Source organism: Mesorhizobium sp. M4B.F.Ca.ET.058.02.1.1 (genome assembly GCF_003952505.1).
In the GTDB taxonomy this organism is placed as follows: Bacteria; Pseudomonadota; Alphaproteobacteria; order Rhizobiales; family Rhizobiaceae; genus Mesorhizobium.
Genome location: NZ_CP034450.1, coordinates 4,411,526 through 4,431,236, shown reverse-complemented (window position 1 = coordinate 4,431,236; position 19,711 = coordinate 4,411,526). Strand labels below are relative to the sequence as shown.

The 19,711-nt window shown below is 65.7% G+C and carries 15 protein-coding genes and 1 pseudogene; 10 read left to right on the top strand and 6 right to left on the bottom strand.

Going from position 1 to position 19,711, the window contains the following annotated elements; all coding sequences use genetic code 11:
- Positions 1-42: 42 nt before the first annotated feature.
- Complete coding sequence (locus EJ073_RS21755; protein ID WP_126057591.1) at positions 43-1,224, top strand: MFS transporter; 1,182 nt, start codon at positions 43-45, stop codon at positions 1,222-1,224.
- Between the two features lie 50 nt (positions 1,225-1,274).
- Positions 1,275-2,309, top strand: coding sequence for an aldo/keto reductase (locus EJ073_RS21750; RefSeq protein ID WP_126057590.1), 1,035 nt, complete (start codon positions 1,275-1,277; stop codon positions 2,307-2,309).
- 106 nt (positions 2,310-2,415) lie between these two features.
- Here EJ073_RS21750 and EJ073_RS21745 read toward each other — a convergent pair whose 3' ends face one another.
- Complete coding sequence (locus EJ073_RS21745) at positions 2,416-2,829, bottom strand: hypothetical protein (protein WP_126057589.1); 414 nt, start codon at positions 2,827-2,829, stop codon at positions 2,416-2,418.
- A 171-nt stretch (positions 2,830-3,000) separates the two neighbouring features.
- Positions 3,001-3,273, bottom strand: coding sequence for an aspartate-semialdehyde dehydrogenase (locus EJ073_RS21740; RefSeq protein WP_126057588.1), 273 nt, complete (start codon positions 3,271-3,273; stop codon positions 3,001-3,003).
- A 294-nt stretch (positions 3,274-3,567) separates the two neighbouring features.
- On the opposite strand from EJ073_RS21740, the pseudogene acs reads away from it, so the two are divergent.
- Positions 3,568-5,522, top strand: a pseudogene (gene acs / locus EJ073_RS21735) (acetate--CoA ligase).
- Positions 5,522-6,271 (top strand): MOSC domain-containing protein, encoded by a 750-nt coding sequence (locus EJ073_RS21730; RefSeq protein WP_126057587.1) that lies wholly within the window; start codon positions 5,522-5,524, stop codon positions 6,269-6,271. Before acs ends, EJ073_RS21730 begins: the two are co-directional and overlap by 1 nt.
- Before the next feature lie 309 nt (positions 6,272-6,580).
- Here the strand turns inward: EJ073_RS21730 and EJ073_RS21725 are convergent, their stop codons facing one another.
- Positions 6,581-7,999, bottom strand: coding sequence for a pilus assembly protein (locus EJ073_RS21725; protein ID WP_126057586.1), 1,419 nt, complete (start codon positions 7,997-7,999; stop codon positions 6,581-6,583).
- Positions 8,000-8,317: 318 nt separating this feature from the next.
- The gene (locus EJ073_RS21720) at positions 8,318-9,187 is read right to left on the bottom strand and encodes a transglutaminase family protein (protein WP_126059301.1); all 870 of its coding nucleotides are present in this window, start codon (positions 9,185-9,187) and stop codon (positions 8,318-8,320) included.
- Positions 9,188-9,436: 249 nt separating this feature from the next.
- Between EJ073_RS21720 and EJ073_RS21715 the strand changes: the two genes are divergently transcribed.
- Positions 9,437-10,102, top strand: coding sequence for an HAD-IA family hydrolase (locus EJ073_RS21715; protein WP_126057585.1), 666 nt, complete (start codon positions 9,437-9,439; stop codon positions 10,100-10,102).
- A 141-nt stretch (positions 10,103-10,243) separates the two neighbouring features.
- Here EJ073_RS21715 and EJ073_RS21710 read toward each other — a convergent pair whose 3' ends face one another.
- Positions 10,244-10,465, bottom strand: a complete 222-nt coding sequence (locus EJ073_RS21710) for a DUF1674 domain-containing protein (RefSeq protein WP_126057584.1) — start codon at positions 10,463-10,465, stop codon at positions 10,244-10,246.
- 102 nt (positions 10,466-10,567) lie between these two features.
- On the opposite strand from EJ073_RS21710, the gene htpX reads away from it, so the two are divergent.
- The 4 genes from htpX (at position 10,568) to purH (ending at position 16,607) form a co-directional block, all read left to right on the top strand.
- Positions 10,568-11,587: a zinc metalloprotease HtpX gene (gene htpX, locus EJ073_RS21705; RefSeq protein ID WP_126057583.1), complete on the top strand. Its 1,020-nt coding sequence runs from the start codon at positions 10,568-10,570 to the stop codon at positions 11,585-11,587.
- A complete protein-coding gene (locus EJ073_RS21700) occupies positions 11,578-12,960 on the top strand; it encodes an RsmB/NOP family class I SAM-dependent RNA methyltransferase (RefSeq protein WP_245455754.1) in 1,383 nt (460 codons plus the stop codon). Before htpX ends, EJ073_RS21700 begins: the two co-directional genes overlap by 10 nt.
- Positions 12,961-13,160: 200 nt before the next feature.
- Entirely contained in the window at positions 13,161-14,885 is a 1,725-nt protein-coding gene (locus EJ073_RS21695; RefSeq protein WP_126057581.1) for a heparinase II/III family protein, read from the top strand.
- A gap of 105 nt (positions 14,886-14,990) precedes the next feature.
- A complete protein-coding gene (gene purH / locus EJ073_RS21690) occupies positions 14,991-16,607 on the top strand; it encodes a bifunctional phosphoribosylaminoimidazolecarboxamide formyltransferase/IMP cyclohydrolase (RefSeq protein WP_126057580.1) in 1,617 nt (538 codons plus the stop codon).
- A gap of 180 nt (positions 16,608-16,787) precedes the next feature.
- On the opposite strand, the gene EJ073_RS21685 is transcribed toward purH, so the two are convergent.
- Entirely contained in the window at positions 16,788-18,164 is a 1,377-nt protein-coding gene (locus EJ073_RS21685; RefSeq protein WP_126057579.1) for an MFS transporter, read from the bottom strand.
- A gap of 316 nt (positions 18,165-18,480) precedes the next feature.
- On the opposite strand from EJ073_RS21685, the gene EJ073_RS21675 reads away from it, so the two are divergent.
- Positions 18,481-19,671 (top strand): integrase core domain-containing protein, encoded by a 1,191-nt coding sequence (locus EJ073_RS21675; RefSeq protein ID WP_126056960.1) that lies wholly within the window; start codon positions 18,481-18,483, stop codon positions 19,669-19,671.
- Positions 19,672-19,711 lie beyond the last annotated feature (40 nt).

Here is a 19,711-nt window from a genome sequence, read left to right as displayed (position 1 = left end):
CGCGGGGAAGTGCGTCCCAGCACCACCAACGGGACGATCGCCATGCCTCTTGCTCTCTATGCCCTTGCCGCCGGCGCCTTTGGCATCGGCGTCACCGAATTCGTCATCATGGGCCTGCTGCTCCAGGTCAGCGGCGACCTTGGAGTCTCGATCTCGGCCGCCGGCCAGCTGATCTCCGGCTATGCGCTGGGCGTCGTTATCGGCGCGCCGCTGCTCACCATCGCCACCGGCCGCTGGCCGCGCAAGACCGTGCTCCTGGCGCTGATGGCGATCTTCACCCTTGGCAATCTCGCCTGCGCGCTCGCTCCCGATTACTGGACGCTGATGGGCGCCCGCGTGCTCACCGCCTTTGCCCACGGCACCTTCTTCGGCGTCGGCTCGGTCGTGGCGACCGGGCTGGTCGCGCCCAACAGGAAGGCCTCGGCGATCGCGCTGATGTTCACCGGGCTGACCATCGCCAATATCCTCGGCGTCCCGTTCGGCACATGGCTCGGCCAGGCCTTCGGCTGGCGCGCCACCTTCTGGGCGGTGACGCTGGTTGGCATCGCGGCCTTCGCGGTCATCTTGGCCCTGGTGCCGCGCGAGCAGCCAGAGCCCCAGAAGAGCAATCTGCGCGCCGATCTCGCGGTGCTCGGCCGCGCACCCGTCCTGCTCGGCTTCGCCACCACCGTGCTTGGCTATGCCGGCGTCTTTGCCGTCTTCACCTACATCGCTCCGATGCTGACCGAAATCAGCGGCTTTCCGGAAGCGGCGGTGTCGCCGATCCTGCTCGTCTTCGGCGGCGGCCTCATCGCCGGCAACCTGATCGGCGGCAAGGCAGCCGATCGCTGGCTGGTGCCGTCCGTGCTCGGCAGCCTGATTGTGCTGGCGCTGGTGCTTGGCCTGATGACTCTTGGCCTGCGGAGCCAGGTGCTGGCGGTCCTCTTTGCCGGCCTGCTCGGCGCCGCCGCCTTCGCCACCGTGGCGCCGCTGCAGATGTGGGTGCTGGAAAAGGCCGAAGGCGCCGGGCAGAGCCTTGCCTCCTCCTTCAACATCGCCGCCTTCAACCTCGGCAACGCCGCCGGCGCCTGGCTGGGCGGCGTGGTTATCGCGCATGGCCCCGGCCTTGGCGCCGTCACCTGGGTCGCGGCCCTGCTGCCGCTTTCGGCGCTCTGCGTCGCCGCGCTGGCGCTGCGCCTCGATCGCGCCCAGGCGCTCGGCGAGCCGGCGTCCGTCCGCACGTAGTCTGCCCGGCAAAAGCTCAACCACCCTCTCAATCCAAGCAGGAGCAAAAGATGGATTATCGACGTCTTGGCGCATCGGGCCTCAAGGTCCCGGCGCTCTCGTTCGGGGCCGGCACCTTCGGCGGTTCCGGCCCGCTGTTCGGCGCCTGGGGCAACAGCGACGCGCAAGAGGCGCGCCGGCTGCTCGACATCTGCCTCGAGGCCGGCGTCAACCTCTTCGACACCGCCGATGTCTATTCGAACGGCGCTTCGGAAGTGGTGCTGGGCGCGGCGATCAAGGGCCGCCGCGACGCCGTGCTGATCTCGACCAAGACATCGCTGCCAATGGGCGACGGGCCAGCCGATTACGGCTCCTCGCGCTCGCGTCTGATCAAGGCGGTGGAGGACGCGCTCAGGCGTCTCGGCACCGACTACATCGACCTCTTGCAACTGCACGCCTTCGATGCCGGCACACCGGTCGAAGAGGTACTGTCGACGCTGGACCACCTCGTGCGCGCCGGCAAGCTGCGCTATGTCGGCGTCTCCAATTTCTCCGGTTGGCAGGTGATGAAGTCGCTCGGCCTGGCGGAGAAGCACGGCTACCCGCGCTACGCCGCGCATCAGGTCTACTATTCGCTGCTCGGCCGCGACTATGAATGGGAGCTGATGCCGCTCGGCCTCGACCAGGGCGTCGGCGCGCTGGTGTGGAGCCCGCTCGGCTGGGGCCGGCTGACCGGCAAGATCCGCCGCGGCCGGCCTCTGCCGGAAAGGAGCCGGCTGCACGACACGGCAAGCTTTGGGCCGCCGGTCGATGACGAACACCTGTTCAATGTTGTCGAGGCACTAGACGCCGTTGCTGAGGAAACCGGCAAGACGGTGCCGCAGGTCGCCATCAACTGGCTCCTGCAGCGCCCGACCGTCGCCTCCGTCATCATCGGCGCCCGCAACGAAGAGCAGTTGCGCCAGAACCTTGGCGGCGTCGGTTGGACGCTGACGCCGGAGCAGATCAGGACACTGGACGCGGCAAGCGAAGTCACCGCGCCTTACCCGTACTTCCCCTATCGGCGGCAAGAGGGCTTTGCCCGGTTGAACCCGCCGGCCGTCTGACACCAGTTTACCCACCGGGCGGCGGCATCGCCGCCGTTCAGCGGGGCAAAAATTTGCCCCCGACCTTTCGCCGAAGAGCTTGCGGCTCCTGGAAGCAAACCTCGATCTACTCAGCTATGTCGGGAACCTTCCACGGTGGCGTTCCCGCGATACGCCCGCCTTTGGCCGCCTTGAAATAGGTCACCGCGAGGTCCTCGTGGCACATGGCGGACAGGTATATTTGAATTGACCCGCCAAGCGGCGTGACCGGATAGCGCTCGCCGCATGCTCGGCCACGAGCCTCATAGCGGCGCTTCTGCGCGGCCGTCATATGGTCGAAGAAACCGGCCTCGCACTTGCTCATGACGATCTCCGTCATAGTGGCATCGCCACTCGACCCCCAGGCGCAGGCATCGTGCAGCTTGTGTGCTTGGATGCAGTCCGGCGCGGCTTCGATATCCTCCGGTTGGATCGGCGCTTCCCCCTTCGGGCACCGCGCCTCTGCCGCGGCGCCGACGCCGCCAAGCGCAAGCCAGATCAAGATCGTCCACCCGATCCGCATATCGACTCCCAGACGGTTTACCCGAACGCGGCTGCCACACTGCGACTACAAGGACCCCGCCGGCGGCACCGCGTCGACCATGACGAATCGATCTGGGTTTTCCCCAATCGCCAAGGCATGCGAGCCGTCGGTCGGAACGGCACCGAGAGACTAATGCACCAGAAACTCTCCATCCACCTTGCGCCACTCGTTCGGCGCGACCAGCGTCTGGTGCGTGTAGGTCACCGAATGCAGCGGCCCGTCGAGCTTGGCCTTCCAGAACTCGATGAAGCGGATCAGCACCGGGAACTTCGGCGCGATGTCGTAGTCCTGCCAGATGTAGCTCTGCAAGAGATGCGGATGGTCGGGAAAATGGTAGAGAATCTTGGCCGTGGTCAGGCCATATCCCCTGAGCATCAGGTCCATTTCGGTATGGTCATGCATTGCAGCCCCCTGCGTCGATCTCCTTTCCTCCCATGTGTGATTCTGCGCTCAGTTGCTTAACTGTCTATTGATTTTTTCTGATCGTGTCGGCCTTTTCCTTCGCCAAAACATGCAGTTAGCAGCGATAGGCCGTGAGTGCTGACAGCGTGCGGCAGTGCCCCTGCGTCATCCCGCCGCGCGAATCCAACGTCTAATGTTGTCGTCACCGCGGAACTGTTAATAATGCGCCCGAATTCGCGGCCGCTTCGCCGCGACACCGCCACCCGGCGGCTTGGTTTGGGGAGGAAACTGAAAATGTCCGAGGTTCATGTCCATCGGGTGCAGCCGGCGTGGAAGAAGAACGCGCTGATCGATAACGACACCTATCTCAAATGGTATGCTGACAGCGTGAAGTCACCGGACAAGTTCTGGGCCAAGCACGGCAAGCGCATCGACTGGTTCAAGCCCTTCAGCAAGGTCAAGAACACCTCCTTCGACGGCAAGGTGTCGATCAAATGGTTCGAGGACGGCGAGACCAACGTGTCGTGGAATTGCATCGACCGGCACCTGAAGAAGCGCGGCGACCAGACCGCCATCATCTGGGAAGGCGACAATCCCTATGACGATCGCAAGGTCACCTATAACGAGCTCTATGCGCACGTCTGCCGCTTCGCCAACGTGCTGAAGAAGCACGGCGTCAAGAAGGGCGACCGCGTCACCATCTACATGCCGATGATCCCGGAAGCGGCCTATGCGATGCTGGCCTGCACGCGGATCGGCGCCATCCACTCGGTCGTCTTCGGCGGCTTCTCGCCGGACGCGCTCGCCGGCCGCATCGACGACTGCAAGTCGACCATCGTCATCACCGCCGATGAGGGCCTGCGTGGCGGCAAACATGTCCCCTGAAGGAAAATACCGACAAGGCGGTCGAGATCGCCGCCAAGGCCGGCACCAGGGTCGAGAAGGTGGTGGTGGTGCGCCGAACCGGCGGCAAGGTCGGCTGGGCACCGGGACGCGACGTCTGGTACCACGAGGAAGCCGCGACCGTTAAGGCCGACTGCAAGCCGGAGAAGATGAAGGCGGAGGATCCGCTGTTCATCCTCTACACCTCCGGCTCGACCGGCAAGCCGAAGGGCGTGCTGCACACCACCGCCGGCTATCTCGTCTACGCCTCGATGACGCACCAATATGTCTTCGATTACCATGACGGCGACATCTACTGGTGCACCGCCGATGTCGGCTGGGTCACCGGCCACAGCTATATCGTCTATGGGCCGCTCGCCAACGGCGCCACGACGCTGATGTTCGAGGGCGTGCCGAACTACCCCTCGCAGTCGCGCTTCTGGGAAGTCATCGACAAGCACAAGGTCAACATCTTCTACACCGCGCCGACGGCGCTGCGCGCCCTGATGGGCGCCGGCGATGCCCATGTGACGAAGACCTCGCGCAAGTCGCTGCGCGTGCTGGGCTCGGTCGGCGAGCCGATCAACCCCGAGGCCTGGGAGTGGTATTTCAACCTCGTCGGCAACGGCAAGGTTCCGATCGTCGATACCTGGTGGCAGACCGAGACCGGCGGCATCCTGATCACGCCGCTGCCCGGCGCCACAACCCTCAAGGCGGGCTCGGCAACGCGCCCCTTCTTCGGCGTCAAGCCGCAACTGGTCGACGGCGACGGCAAGGTGCTGGAAGGCGCGGCCGACGGCAATCTCTGCATCACCGATTCCTGGCCTGGCCAGATGCGCACCGTCTATGGCGATCACGATCGCTTCGTGCAGACCTATTTCTCGACCTACAAGGGCAAATACTTCACCGGTGACGGCTGCCGCCGTGACGACGACGGCTATTACTGGATCACCGGCCGCGTCGATGACGTCCTCAACGTGTCCGGCCACCGCATGGGCACCGCGGAAGTGGAATCGGCACTGGTCAGCCACGACAAGGTATCGGAAGCCGCCGTCGTCGGCTACCCGCACGACATCAAGGGCCAGGGCATCTACTGCTATGTCACGCTGATGGCCGGCGAGGCAGCGAGCGAGGGGCTGCGCAAGGAGCTTGTCGACCATGTCCGTAAGGAGATCGGCGCCATCGCCACGCCCGACAAGATCCAGTTCGCGCCGGGCCTGCCCAAGACCCGCTCGGGCAAGATCATGCGCCGCATCCTGCGCAAGATCGCCGAGGACGATTTCGGCGCGCTCGGCGACACCTCGACGTTGGCCGACCCGGCCGTCGTCGACGACCTCGTCGCCAACCGGCAAAACAAGAGGAGCTGATGGCCGACGCGGCCGCACGGGGCACGGTTAGCCAGCTCTGGCGCTATCCGGCGAGCTCGCTCGCCGGCGAGCGCCAGCATGCGATCGAGGTCGGAAGCCGCACCGTCGATGGCGATCGGCTGTTCGGCCTCGTCGACGCGACCAGCGGCGAGATCGCCCGGCCCGACCGGGAAGCGAAATGGCACAAGGTGCCGCTGATCCGCACCCGGCTGTCGAACGCACGGGAACTGGAAGTTGCCGTTCCCGGCGGCGGCTGGCTGGCGGCGCCCGGGGCCGAAAGCGACCGCGCCATCTCCGCCTTTCTCGGTTTCGCGGCTTCGATCCGGCCATTCCGCCAGGACGATGCCGCGCCGGATTATGCCGGCCCGCTGACCGCGGAACGCTACGTCAAGACGCCGATCCATCTTTTGACCACCGCCTCGCTCGCACGGCTCAAGACGCTGCATCCGGAAGGGGCGGCCGACCCGCGCCGCTTCCGTCCCAACATCGTCATCGACATGGCCCCGGTCGAAGGCTCGTTTCCCGAAACCGAATGGGTCGGCCGCAAGCTCGCTATCGGCGACCTGCTGCTCACCGTCTCGGAGCCGTGCCGCCGCTGCGGCTTCACCATCATCGCCCAGGACGGCTTCGACGCCGATCCCGGCATCCTGCGCAACCTGGTGCGCCACAACGCCCACAATCTCGGCGTCTACTGCACCGTCGACCGGCCGGCGCGGATCGAGGTCGGCGCGACGATGCGCTTCGTCTAGCAATACACCAACGCCTTTTTCGCCTGCCCCTTGTCTTTCGCTGCAACGCACCCCATCATGAGGGTGTGTTCAACAGATCGAAAGGAGGTGATCCGATGTCGAGTGATTTCGTTTTCCAGAACGTGGCCTCAGCGGATTGCACTTTCGGGAAGCAGTCTTCCCGTTAAGGCGCGAGAAGCGCGGCAGGTGATGCGATGGCATCACCGCCAGAGACCGCGTCATGGACGGAAACACGGAAGGCCGCCGGCTTCGTGAAGAAGCGGCGGCCTTTTCCGTTTGGCGGGCTGCGCACGCGCTCGCCGCAACGTCTCAGCGGTTGATCGTGAGCTTCTCGATGTTCTCGGTGATCTTGCCGAACGCGTCGGACAGTTCCGGACCGTTGGCCGCCTCGTAATAGTGCTTGAGCGACGATGTATCGGCCGTGGCGCAATCCTTGAGCAGGGTCTTTGCCTGGTCACGCTCCGTCGCCGTCATCGACGGATCGTTGAGATCGAAGCCGATGGTGAAGATCTCGATGCCGTCGCGCTTCATGTTGGCGCAGATGCTTTCGGCGTTGCCGCGCGACATCTGGCCTTGGTCCTGTGATTTGGGCGCGCCGCGCGCTCCGGCAAAGGCAGTGTTGAACTGGCCGTCGGTCATCAGGATGGCGATCTTGGCCACCTTTCTGGTGTCGAAATTGGCGGGGCCGGCGCCGAGGCCGGCGTCCGCGATCGCCGAGCGCCAGGCCGGCGAGAGCATGTAGTAACCCCACTGCGCGGCGATCCCGCCGGCCGTGACGCCCGCGGCGCTGAAATGGTCGATGGCGGTGAGCAGCTTGCCTTCATCGGCGGTCAATGGAACGAGGGCGGCCGAGGGACACACTTTCATGCGGTAGTCGCGGTTGACCTTGGCCTGATATGTCCTGCCCTTGTTGTCGAGGCGCAGCGTGTAGGGCCCGTCGGACGAATAGTCGGCATAGCCGTCCCTGTCCTTGCGCTCGGTCGCGCATTTGTCGGGCGCCGAAGTCGCCGACGCCGATACAGGCGCGTCGATCGGCGGCGGGACCTTCGGGCCAGTCGCCGTCTCGACGAACAGGGTGCCGGCCAGGCCGCCTGTGTTGACGGCCTCGGCATAGGGGACGATCGACACCCGCACGCGCGGATTGCCGGGGTCGCGGTTCTGGCCGAGCAGATCCTTGACCGCGTCCGAGGCGGCAGCCTGCAGGTCGCCGATCTTGTTGGTCTTGGCGCGCTTGTCGGGGGCCATCGACCCGGTGACGTCGAGCATCATCGCCACCTCGATTGTCTTGTCGGAATAGAGCGCGGTGGTGGAGACGGCAATGCGCTTGGTGTCGCCCATGCTGAACAGCGGGAAGTAGAAGGCGACATCGACATACGCGTCCGCCCGGACGGTCTTTGCGGCCTTGTCTACCGTCAATTTGTCGAGGACGACCTGGCCGGCTTGCAGGATGCCGGCCGCGCTGTTGGCGTCGAGAAAAGCCTGCACGGACTTGCTCGCGTCGGCCTCCTTGATGACGCCGGTGGTCAGGTCCCGCGCCGTCGAGGTGACGGCTGCGTCGACCACGCCCTGCAGGCTGGATTGGGCATTGTAGATCTGGGTGATGTTGACGCCGAAGCCGACACCGAGCGCCAGCACCGAGGCGGCGGCGCCGAACAGGATGGCGAAGTTTCCGCCGCGATCCCTGGCAAAGCCGCCTGCCCCCTGAACAAGACCCGCAAAACGCCGCATCTTCCGCCTCCATTCGCCATTGGCCTCGAAGCCGACTGACGGATGCGGTGCAGGATTCCGGCCGGGTTGCGGCACCCTGCCGGATGAATCCGGCGCTTTCTGGTCAAGTCCTTGTTTTTGCTTGAATTCCGAGCAAGTCAGGGTGAACGGCCGGTAAACAAAAGGCCGTGGCAGCCGCGGAGTTTAGGAAGTGCTTACCATGCTCCGTCTTCGCGCGACCGAGCCGCCAACCGCGATCCCAGTCCGGCACAGGCGCGCTGTGCCGAAGCGGATCATGATCCGGCTCTGTGTCTTGCGGGAATCCGGCAGCGGCAGGGCCTATGCCAGCATCTGCGCGCTGACCGTCCTGTCGACGTTGTGATGGGGCGGGCTGAACAGATTGCGCTCCTGCTCATAGGTCCAGACCTTGAACAGCTTGAGCTGATGCTGGCCGAAGCTGTGCAGCAGCGGCACGTCGGTTGCGTCGCGGCCGCGCGCGATGACAACGCGGCCGATCCTGGGAATATTGTGGCGGGGATCGAACGTGTACCATTTGCCGTCGAGGAAGACTTCGAGCCAGGCCGAGAAGTCCATCGGCGCCGGATCGACGGGAACGCCGATGTCGCCGAGATACCCGTTCACATATCGGGCGGGCATGTTCATGGCGCGGCACAGCGCGATCGCCAGATGCGCGAAGTCGCGGCAGACGCCGACGCGCTCCTCATGCGCCTGCGCCGCCGTGCGGGTGGCGCGCGCATAGCCGTAGCCGAAGGACAGCCGACTGTGGACGTAATCGACGATCGCCTGCGCCCGCGCCCAGCCCGGCGGCAGGTTGCCGAACCGCTGCCAGGCGAGATCGCTGAGATGGTCTGTTTCGCAATAGCGGCTGCCAAGCAGGTAGACGAGCACGTCATCGGGGAGCTCCGCCACCGGCGTTTCCCTGGCGAGCGTGTTGACCTCGTCCGGCTCGCCGCTGTCCTCGATGACCGCGTCATAGAGGATGCGAAAGCCGCCGGCAGGCGCGGTGAAGCGGCGGCAGCTGTTGCCGTGGCGGTCGTGGTAGACCCTGGTCGGCACGGAAGGCGAGGTGAGCACGCGCGTCTGCCGCTTGATGTCGGCCTGACGATCCCTGTGAATCTCGAGCAGCGAGATGATCGGCGTCGATCCGGCGCATTCAATGGCGATTTCGTAGCCGAGCCGGATCAGCATCACGATTGCCCCCTGCGGTCATTCTGGAAGACAGTCTTTTCAACGCGGCAGGCCTGCCATGGTTCCCCTTGGAACACTTTCAGCAACAGTGCGTAGTGGTCTTCCGTACGGAATTGCGCAAACAGAATTGGAGCGGTTTGCACCGCTCCGGCATGTCAAAAGGCGGCCTTGCGCCTTTCCACGGCCCGGCCATGCGGCTACTATCGATCGTAGCTTAGTCCCTCCCGAATACGACCTCCAGGATTTTAGATGTTTGCAGGCAGAAAATTCGCGGCCTTCCTGTTCGATATGGACGGCACGGTGATCAATTCCATTGCCGCGGCCGAAAGGGTGTGGACTGACTGGGCTCAGCGCCAGGGCCTCGACGTCGCGACCTTCCTGCCGACGATTCATGGCAAGCGGGCTGTCGAGACCATCGCCGCGCTGATGCTTCCCGGCGTCGATCCGGTGCTTGAGGCCGACGCGCTGCTGAAGGCTGAAGCGGGTGATCTCGAAGGCATCGTGCCGATCGCCGGCGCGGTGGCGTTTCTCAAGTCGCTGCCGCCGGAGCGCTGGGCGATCGCCACCTCGGCACCGCACGAACTGGCGCTGCTGCGCATGAAGGCGGCCGGCATTCCTGTTCCCGCCGTGATCGTCGCGGCCGAGGACGTCACCCGCGGCAAGCCGGCGCCCGATTGCTTCCAGCTCGCAGCCAGGCGTCTCGGCGTCGACGCACGCGACTGCCTGGTCTTCGAGGACGCTCCGGCCGGCATCGCGGCGGCGGAAGCGTCCGGCGCTTCCCTGATGGTGATCAGCGCCACGCACACGCATCCGATCGCGACGCTGCACGCATCGATCGCCTCTTACGACGAGCTCGGCATCGCTTTTGACGACCACGGCTGGATCGTGATCGAGCCGCAACGCGACGCCGCGTAGGGTGCGTTGAGATTCATGTCAGGCCGGGTCGAAAATGGTGGGTTCCGCGTACCGGAGCGGAGCGTACTTGAAGTATGTGAGCACCGGAAGCGCAGGAACCGCCGCTTGCAGGCCGGCATCACCTGAATATCAGCGCGCCCGTCAAAAATCGCTGGTGAGACCCTTCACCTCCCAGTCGCCGTAGCGTCCGGGTTCCTTGCCGCCGCGGCCGCCGATTTCCTTGGGCAGCGCGGCTTCCCTTTCGCGATATTCCAGGCGCCTCGCTTCAGCCTCGGCCAGCGCGCGGCTGGCCGCCGGCGTCGGGGTTTTTTGCGGCGCGTCGCTCGCCGGCGCGGCATCGGCTTTGCTGGTCTGGTCGGTCATGCGATAGTCCCGGCGCATTGAAACAGGGGCAGGTGTCTCCCATCATATAGCCATGAACTCGCAAGGATCGACCCCTTTCGCCACCACGGACGGATCTAGACGATGAACACCCTTCGCACAGCAATGCTTCTTGCCGCGATGACGGCGCTGTTCATGGGCGTCGGCTTCCTGATCGGCGGCTCCGGCGGCATGGTGATCGCGCTGCTGATCGCCGCCGGCATGAATCTGTTCAGCTACTGGAACGCCGACAAGATGGTGCTGTCGATGAATCGCGCCGTCGAGGTCGATGCGAAGAACGCACCTGAGTTCTACGCCATCGTCCAGGCGTTGGCCAAGCAGGCCGGCCTGCCGATGCCGAAGACCTATCTGATCGACAATCCGCAGCCCAACGCGTTCGCCACCGGCCGCAATCCCGAGAATGCCGCAGTGGCCGCCTCCACCGGGCTGCTGGAACAGCTCTCGCATGAGGAAGTGGCGGCGGTGATGGCGCACGAACTCGCCCACATCCAGCACCGCGACACGCTGACCATGACCATCGTCGCGACGCTGGCCGGTGCCATCTCGATGCTCGGCAACTTCGCTTTCTTCTTCGGCGGCAACCGCGACAACAACAACCCGTTCGGCTTCGTCGGCGTGCTGGTGGCGATGCTGGTCGCGCCCTTCGCCGCGATGATCGTGCAGATGGCGGTGAGCCGTACCCGCGAATACGAGGCCGATCGGCGCGGCGCCGAAATCTGCGGAAATCCGCTCTGGCTGGCATCTGCCCTTGACAAGATCGCCCGCGGCGCCGAACGCATCCGCAACCCGGATGCCGAACGCAATCCGGCGACGGCGCACCTCTTCATCATCAATCCCCTGCACGGCGAGCGCATGGACAGTCTGTTCTCCACCCATCCCAACACCGACAACCGCATCGCCGCCCTGCAGGAGATGGCGCGCGAGATGGGCGGCCGCGCAGCGCAGGCGCCACGCCAGGCGCCGACATCCGATCCGGCGGACGACGAGCAGACGCCAGGTCCATGGGACCAGGCCGCGCGGCCAGAGCAGCCGGCGCAACCCGCCAAGCCTAGGCCCAATCCATGGGGCCGCAACCCGACCGGGCCCAAGGGTCCGTGGTCGTGAGCGGCGCCAAACGCCGGCAGCGCACCCCAGGCGATCGTGACGACAGGACCGAGGCAGTCGCGGGCCTCGCCGCGCGCAAGGCGGCGGCGCGGCTGCTTGCCGCTGTCATCGACGCGCGCACGCCGCTCGACGGTCTGACCGACCACGACAACGGCCACCCGCAATACCGGGCGCTCGACATGCGCGACCGGGCGCTGGTGCGCGCCATACTGGTCACCGCGCTGCGCCACCGCATGACGATCGCCGGACTTCTTTCCCGCCGGCTGGAAAAGCCGCTGCCGCAGAACGCCACCGCGCTGTCGCACATTTTGCATGTGGCGGCGGCGCAGATCCTGTTCCTCGACATTCCCGACAGCGCCGCCGTCGACCTTGCCGTCACCCACGCCAAGTCCGATCCGCGCACGCTGCGCTTTTCCGGCCTCGTCAACGGCGTGCTGCGCACGCTGGCGCGGGCCAAGGACGCCGAACTCGCCCCCGCGCTGATCGCCACCGAGGAAGCGCCGGCATGGTTTTCCGGCCGGCTGAGGGCGGCCTACGGCGTGGACAAAGCGAAAGAAATCCTTGCCGCCCATCGCCACGAGGCGCCGGTCGATTTTTCGGTCAAGTCCGATCCGGCGCTCTGGACCGAGCGGCTCGGCGGCATCGTCCTGCCGACCGGCACGATACGGGTGGAAAGGCTCAGTGCCTCCGTACCCGAACTTCCCGGCTTCGCCGAGGGGGCGTGGTGGGTACAGGACGCCGCCGCCGCCCTGCCGGCCCGCCTGTTCGGCGACATCAAGGGTCTGCGCGTCGCCGACCTCTGCGCCGCCCCCGGCGGCAAGACGGCGCAGCTCATCCTTGCCGGCGCGCGCGTCACCGCCGTCGACACCTCGAAGAACCGGCTGACGCGGCTGGCGCAAAATCTCGAGCGCCTCGGCCTGACCGCTGAGCTCGTGCAGACGGACCTGCTCGACTACCGGCCGGCTGAGCTGTTCGATGCCGTTCTTCTCGACGCGCCCTGCTCCTCGACCGGCACGGTGCGGCGGCATCCCGACGTGCCGTGGACCAAGACGATGGCCGATGTCGAAAAGCTCGCCGCGCTGCAGCGCAAGCTGCTCGCCCGTGCCGTCGGCCTGACCAGGCCCGGCGGGCGCATCGTCTTTTCCAACTGCTCGCTCGACCCGCTCGAAGGCGAGGAGCTTTACCGCGCCTTCCTCGCCGAGACAGCCGATGTCGTCGACGATCCGGTCCGCCGCGGCGAGATCGCCGGCATCGATCCGTTCCTGACGGCCGAGGGCACGTTGCGCACCACGCCGGCCGATCTGCCGCACGAATCGCCCGGACTGTCCGGCCTCGATGGCTTCTTCGCCGCCCGCATGCGCCGCGCCGGTTAACGCATCTCGCCAAAGCGCGCATCGCCTGAATCCGTTTCGACACGACGCGCTTTGGCGCTTGTTTTCGTAAAACTTGCCGACTTTTTTAGGGAGGATCGCGTCCCGATTGGGTTCACTCGGTCACCCGCGCGAAATCCGCCTTCGCATAAGTTCTTGAATCATATAAGCTTGTGCCTGGGTCGGGACGATCAGGAGGGGTTTTGGCAATCGCTGCCGGCAGCACGACGCGGCTATGGACGCTTGTTGCGAAGGAGTTCTGGCGTAAGACCCGCCGGCGTTTGCGCGCCGGCCCGGTCTATCGCTGGCGCTATTCCGGCCGCACGCCCGAACGCGTCCTGATCGCCCCGCCGGATCTCAGACTCGCAGACCCGCAGATCGCGCTCGAAATCTACTATGGCCGCTATCCGCTGTCGGGACATCTGGTCGAGACCGGCGGCAAATCGCCCTTCCAGATCGACGTGCCCAATCGCGGTTGGCAAAAGACGCTGCACGGCTTTCGCTGGCTGCGCCATATGCGTGCCGCCGGCACCGAGCTTGCCGCCGCCAATGCCCGCGCGCTGGTTTCCGACTGGATCGCCATCCATGGCAACCAGATTTCCGGCATCGCCTGGGAGCCCGGCACCACCGCCAAGCGCGTGATCGCCTGGCTGCAGCATTCCTCCGTCGTGCTCCAGGGGGCCGAATTTCCTTTCTACCGTGCCTTTCTCAAATCGCTTGCCGTGCAGATCCGTTATCTCCGCTCGATGGCGCGAGCGATGCCCGACGGCAAGGACAGGTTGCGCGCCCGTATCGCGCTCGCCTTCGCCGCTCTGTCGCTGCCAGCACCGGCATCGGCATTGCGCGGTGCCACCCGCAATCTCGCCGAGGAGCTTGACCGCCAGATCCTTCCCGACGGCGGCCACATCTCGCGCAACCCGATGACGGTTCTGGAGCTGCTCGCTGACCTGCTGCCGCTGCGCCAGACCTATGCCAACCAGGCCGAGACGCCGCCTACGGCTTTGATGGGCGCCATCGACCGCATGCTGCCGGCGCTGCGCTTCTTCCGCCATCAGGACGGCAGCCTCGCCCGCTTCAACGGCATGGGGGCGACCATCCACGACCGCATCGCCACTATCCTGCGCCATGACGACACCGTCGGCGCGCCGCTGCTGCACGCGCCGCATTCCGGCTATGAGCGCCTGTCGATGGGCGGCGTCACCGTCATCGCCGACACCGGCCTGCCGCCGCCCGTTGACGTGTCCAACGCCGCGCACGCCGGCTGCCTCGCCTTCGAGATGTCCTCCGGCCGCCAGCACTACATCGTCAATGCCGGCATCGACACCTATGGCGCCGCCGAGTTCCGGCCGCTGGCCCGCGCCACCGCCGCGCATTCGACCGCCACCGTCAACGACACGTCCTCGGCGCGTTTCAGCCATTCGCTGCGCGTCAATGACCTGCTCGGCTCGCCCTTGATCGGCGGTCCGCAGCATGTGCCCTGCAAGCGGACTGACCTGAAGGGCAGCCAGGGCTTCCTTGCCCGCCATGACGGCTATGTCCAGCGCTTCGGGTTCCTGCACGAGCGCGAAATGAAACTGTCGAGCAACGGCAATGTGCTGACGGGCCGGGACCGCTTCCAGCGCCCCGGCGGGGCCGCGATCCGCAACAATGGCCGCGACTTCGTCGCCGTGCGCTTCCACGTCCACCCCGACATCAACCTGCTGCAGGACGAGCATGACCGCCTGGTGCTCGCCGCTGACCAGGGCGATACCTGGGTGTTCACATGCGCTGGCATCGTGCCCGAGGTGGAGGAGTCGATCTATTTCGCCGGGCTCGGCGGGCCGCGCCGCAGCCGGCAGATCGTGCTTGCCTTCAAGGCCTCGGAGATATCGGAGGTCCACTGGCAGCTGACCAGGACGACCATCGCCGGCTATCCGGAAAACAACTGACGGCGCGCAACAGCGTGTGATGCCAGCCGCACGGCGCTTGATTTCCTGATCTCATGTGCTACGGCGCGGGCTTCTTCCAATCCAGCCTTGAAAGGCCGCCAGCCCATGGCCGTCGCCGCCAAGAACATTCCCGCGCCCGACCTCGTTCCCGTGCGCCGCGCGCTGCTGTCCGTCTTCGACAAGACCGGCCTGATCGACTTCGCCAAGGCGCTCGCCGCCGCCGGCGTCGAGCTGGTTTCGACCGGCGGCACGGCCAAGGCGATCGCCGACGCCGGCATGGCGGTGCGTGACGTCTCCGAACTGACCGGCTTTCCCGAGATCATGGACGGCCGCGTCAAGACGCTGCATCCCTCGGTGCATGGCGCGCTGCTCGGCGTGCGCGACGACCCTGAGCATTCGAAGGCGATGCGCGACCATCATATCGAGCCGATCGACCTCGTCGTTTCCAACCTCTATCCGTTCGAGGAGGTGCGCCGTTCCGGCGCCGGCTACGCCTCGATCGTCGAGAACATCGACATCGGCGGACCGGCGATGATCCGCGCCTCGGCCAAGAACCACGCCTATGTCGCCATCGTTACCGATCCCGAAGACTATGCGGCGGTGCTCAACGCGCTGGAGATGAATATCGGCTCGCTGTCGCTGGATTTCCGCAAGAAGCTGGCGGCCAAGGCCTTCGCCCGCACCGCCAGCTACGACGCCGCGATTTCCGGCTGGTTCGCCGAAGCGCTGGAGATCGAGCATCCGACCTGGCGCGCCTTCGGCGGCAGGCTTGATCAGGTGATGCGCTATGGCGAGAACCCGCACCAGGGCGCCGGCTTGTACCTCAATGGCGACAAGCGGCCGGGGGTCGCCACAGCGCGTCAGTTGCAGGGCAAGCAGCTCTCCTACAACAACATCAACGACACCGACGCCGCCTTCGAGCTGGTCGGCGAGTTCGATCCTGCCGCCACAGCCGCCGTCGCCATCATCAAGCACGCCAACCCCTGCGGTGTCGCCGAAGCGACCTCGCTGAAGGTGGCCTACGCCAAGGCGCTCGCCTGCGACCCGGTCTCGGCCTTCGGCGGCATCGTCGCCATGAACCGCATCCTCGACGCCGAAGCGGCGGAGGAGATCGTCAAGACCTTCACCGAGGTCATCATCGCGCCCGACGCGTCCGAGCACGCGGCAGCGATTGTCGCCGCCAAGAAGAACCTGCGCCTTTTGGTCACCGGCGGCCTGCCCGATCCGCGCGCCGCCGGTACCACGGTGAAATCGGTCTCCGGCGGACTGCTCGTCCAGGGCCGCGACAATGCGGTGGTCGACGATCTCGAACTGAAGGTGGTGACCAAGCGCGCGCCGACGCCGGCCGAGATGGCCGACCTGAAGTTCGCCTTCCGTGTCGCCAAGCACGTCAAGTCGAACGCGATCGTCTATGTCAGGGACGGCGCCACGGTCGGCATCGGCGCCGGCCAGATGAGCCGTGTCGATTCCTCGCGCATTGCCGCCCGCAAGGCACTTGATGCGGCGGAAGCCGCGGGCCTGTCGCAGCCGTTGACCAAGGGTTCGGTGGTCGCTTCGGACGCGTTCTTCCCTTTCGCCGACGGCCTGCTGTCGGCGATCGAAGCCGGCGCCACCGCCGTCATCCAGCCGGGCGGCTCGATGCGCGACGACGAAGTGATCGCCGCCGCCGACGCGCACGGCATCGCCATGGTGTTCACCGGCGTCAGGCATTTCCGGCATTGAGCCCTTCTTCCCTTCTCCCCTTGTGGGAGAAGGTGGATCGGCGCGTAGCGCCGAGGCGGATGAGGGGTACGTGACGGAGTGAGGCGGCGGCGATTTCCAACTCGTCGCCAAGCTGGAGCACCCCTCATCCGTCGCCTTCGGCGACACCTTCTCCCACAGGGGGAGAAGGGGAAGAGGGTGCTACTCCACCGGCCGATCCGCCGGGTACGGCGTCTTCACCAGGATCGCCAGGCCGATGCCGAGGAACAGGATGATCGCCGCCATGCCGAGCCGCGCCGAGTCGCTGACGGCGGTGATCGTCGCCACCATGAAGGGCGCGAGGAAACTCGTCGCCCGCCCGGCCAGCGCGTAGATGCCGAAATAGCGGCCGGACTCGGCCGCCGTGACGCTGCGCGCCATGTAGGAGCGGGATGAGGCCTGGACCGGCCCGAAGGCCAGGCCGATAAGCAGGCCGTAAAGGATGTAGGCCTTTTCGGCAGCGGTGCCGAAGTTGCCGCCGGAATCGGCAGTCGAGAGCTGGATCAGGCCGAGCAGCGTGAAGCCCGGTCCGGTCGAGACGACACCGACGGTGGCGACCGACAGCATGACCAGCGCGATCATCACCACCGCCTTGGAGCCGAGGGCAGTGTCGAGGCGGGCGGCGATCCAGCAGCCAAAGATGGCGACGACATTGAGGATGATGCCGAACATGCCGATCTCGATGGTCGACCAATGGAACATGCCGGCGGCGAAGGTGCCGCCGAGCGCCAGCAGCGCGTTGACACCGTCCTGATAGATCATGCGGGCGACGAGGAAGCGGAATATCCCGGCGCGCCTGCGCACCTCGAACAGCGTGGACTTGAGTTCCGACAGGCCCTCGCGCACCGCCGGCCCCATCGCAATTCCCTTGCTGGCGTCGGGGGTGAAGAAGAACATCGGCAGGATGAACAGGAAATACCAGCCGGCCGACAGCGGTCCGGTGGCGCGCGCATCCTCACCGAGCTTCGGGTCGAGCCCGAGCAGCGGGTCGACGCCGATGATGGTCTTGCCGGTCTCCGACGAGCCGGCCAAAAACAACACGACGAAGATCAGCGCGATCATGCCGCCGAGATAGCCGAGCCCCCAGGCGACATTGGAAATCCTGCCGATGTCCTCCTTGGGCACCAAGCGAGGCATCATCGAATCGTTGAACACGGTGGAGAATTCCGCCGCCACCGAGGCAAGCGAGAAGAGCATCACCACCAGGAACAGGTTCGAACCCGGTGCCGCGAACCAAAGGAGCGTGAGGCTGGTGATCTTGATCGCCGCGAAGAAGGCGATCCACGGCTTGCGCGGCCCGGTCTGGTCGGCGATCGAGCCGAGCACCGGCGAAAGCACCGCGATGACCAGCCCGGCGGCGGCTATGCCGTAACCCCAGGCGGCCTGGCCGGTGGTCGGATCGCTCGCCATGCGCTCGACGAAATAAGGCCCGAAGATGAAGGTGGTGACGAGGGTGAAGAAAGGCTGCGCCGCCCAGTCGAAGAACATCCAGCCCCAGATGCCGCGCCCCGACGCCCGCTGCACTGTCTCTACCGCCATGATGATTCCCTCGGCCCGCCCCGCGTCGGGCGCCATGTCTGCATGTTTTTCATGAGCATGCAAACTGGCAAATGTTCGTGCTGCCCCTCACCTGCCTTCCGGCATCCTCTCCCCGTATAGAGACGGGGAGAGGGGCGCTGTCGCCGCGGATTTCGCCAATCACCAGCGTTCCAAAAAGGAGCGCCGAGGCCGCGGCCAGCCCTTTCTCCCCGTCACTATACGGGGAGAAATGCCCGGTGTCCGAACCGGATAGATAGGTAACAGAATGGACCGATTGCATAGGTGACAGTTTTCTCCCTCGCCGGAGGACCCGGCGATGGTTTGGCGAGAGACTGGCATCATGGACGAGCGGCTTCGTTTTGTAGTGGATTGCCTTTCTGGCGAAGAGACGATGAGCGAGCTTTGTGCGGCCTACGGAATTTCGCGCAAGATCGGCTATAAATGGCTGGGTCGCTACCGGGAGTTTGGCCCGGAAGGTTTGCACGATCGGCCGCGAGCGCCGCTCAATCATGGCCGTGCGACAGCCCTTGATCTTGTCGAGCGGATCGTGGCGGCGAAGGAGACGCATCCGCTGTGGGGGCCCAAGAAGATCGTGGCGCGGCTCAAGCGCGCGGCTCCCGACTTGATCTGGCCGTCGGCCTCGACGGCAGGCGCTATCCTTGCACGGCATGGGCTTGTCAGCGCCCGCAAGCGGACCCGGCTGCGGGCCTGCGGCAATGGACCTTGGCCGGAGCCGCAAGGGCCGAACGCGGTGTGGACCGGCGATCACAAGGGCTGGTTCCGGACCCGTGACGGGTGGCGTTGCGAACCGTTGACGGTGATGGATGCGTCGAGCCGCTACTTGCTGGCGCTCGAAGCGACCGGCTCGACGGCGGATGCCGAGGCCTGGCCGGTATTCGAGCGGCTGTTTGAGGAGCATGGCCTGCCGGACCGGTTCCGAAGCGACAATGGCCCGCCCTTCGCGTCGGCCGGTGTCACCGGGCTGACACCGCTTGCGGTGCGCTTCATCAAACTCGGCATCGCCCTGGAGCGGATCGCGCCCGGCAAACCCCAGCAGAACGGGCGCCACGAGCGCTTTCATCTGACCCTGTTGCCGCTGGCCGAGGCACCGGAGGCCGACAGGGCGGCCCAGGGCCACGCCTTCGAGGCCTTCCGGCGCAGCTACAATGAAGAACGTCCCCATGAGGCGCTAGGCATGGACACTCCAGCCCAGCATTACAGATCCTCCCGGCGCGCCATGCCGACGATGCCGCCCGAGCCTGATTATCCGGCCGAGGCCGCGGTCCGTCATGTACGCCACAATGGCGAGATCAGGTGGAACGGCGGCTTCGTCTATGTCTCGCAGGCACTGGTTGGTGAAGCTGTCGCGGCCGCCCAAACCGAGGATGGTCAATGGGCTCTTTCCTTCCATGCACACCAGCTCGGCATCATCGACACAAGGCGTATGACGCTTGTCCGCTGCAGCGCCGCGCTAACCAATCCGCTTGGCGCTGCAGCGGACAAATAGGGGGAGAACTGTTACCTATGTATCCGGTTCAAACTGTTAC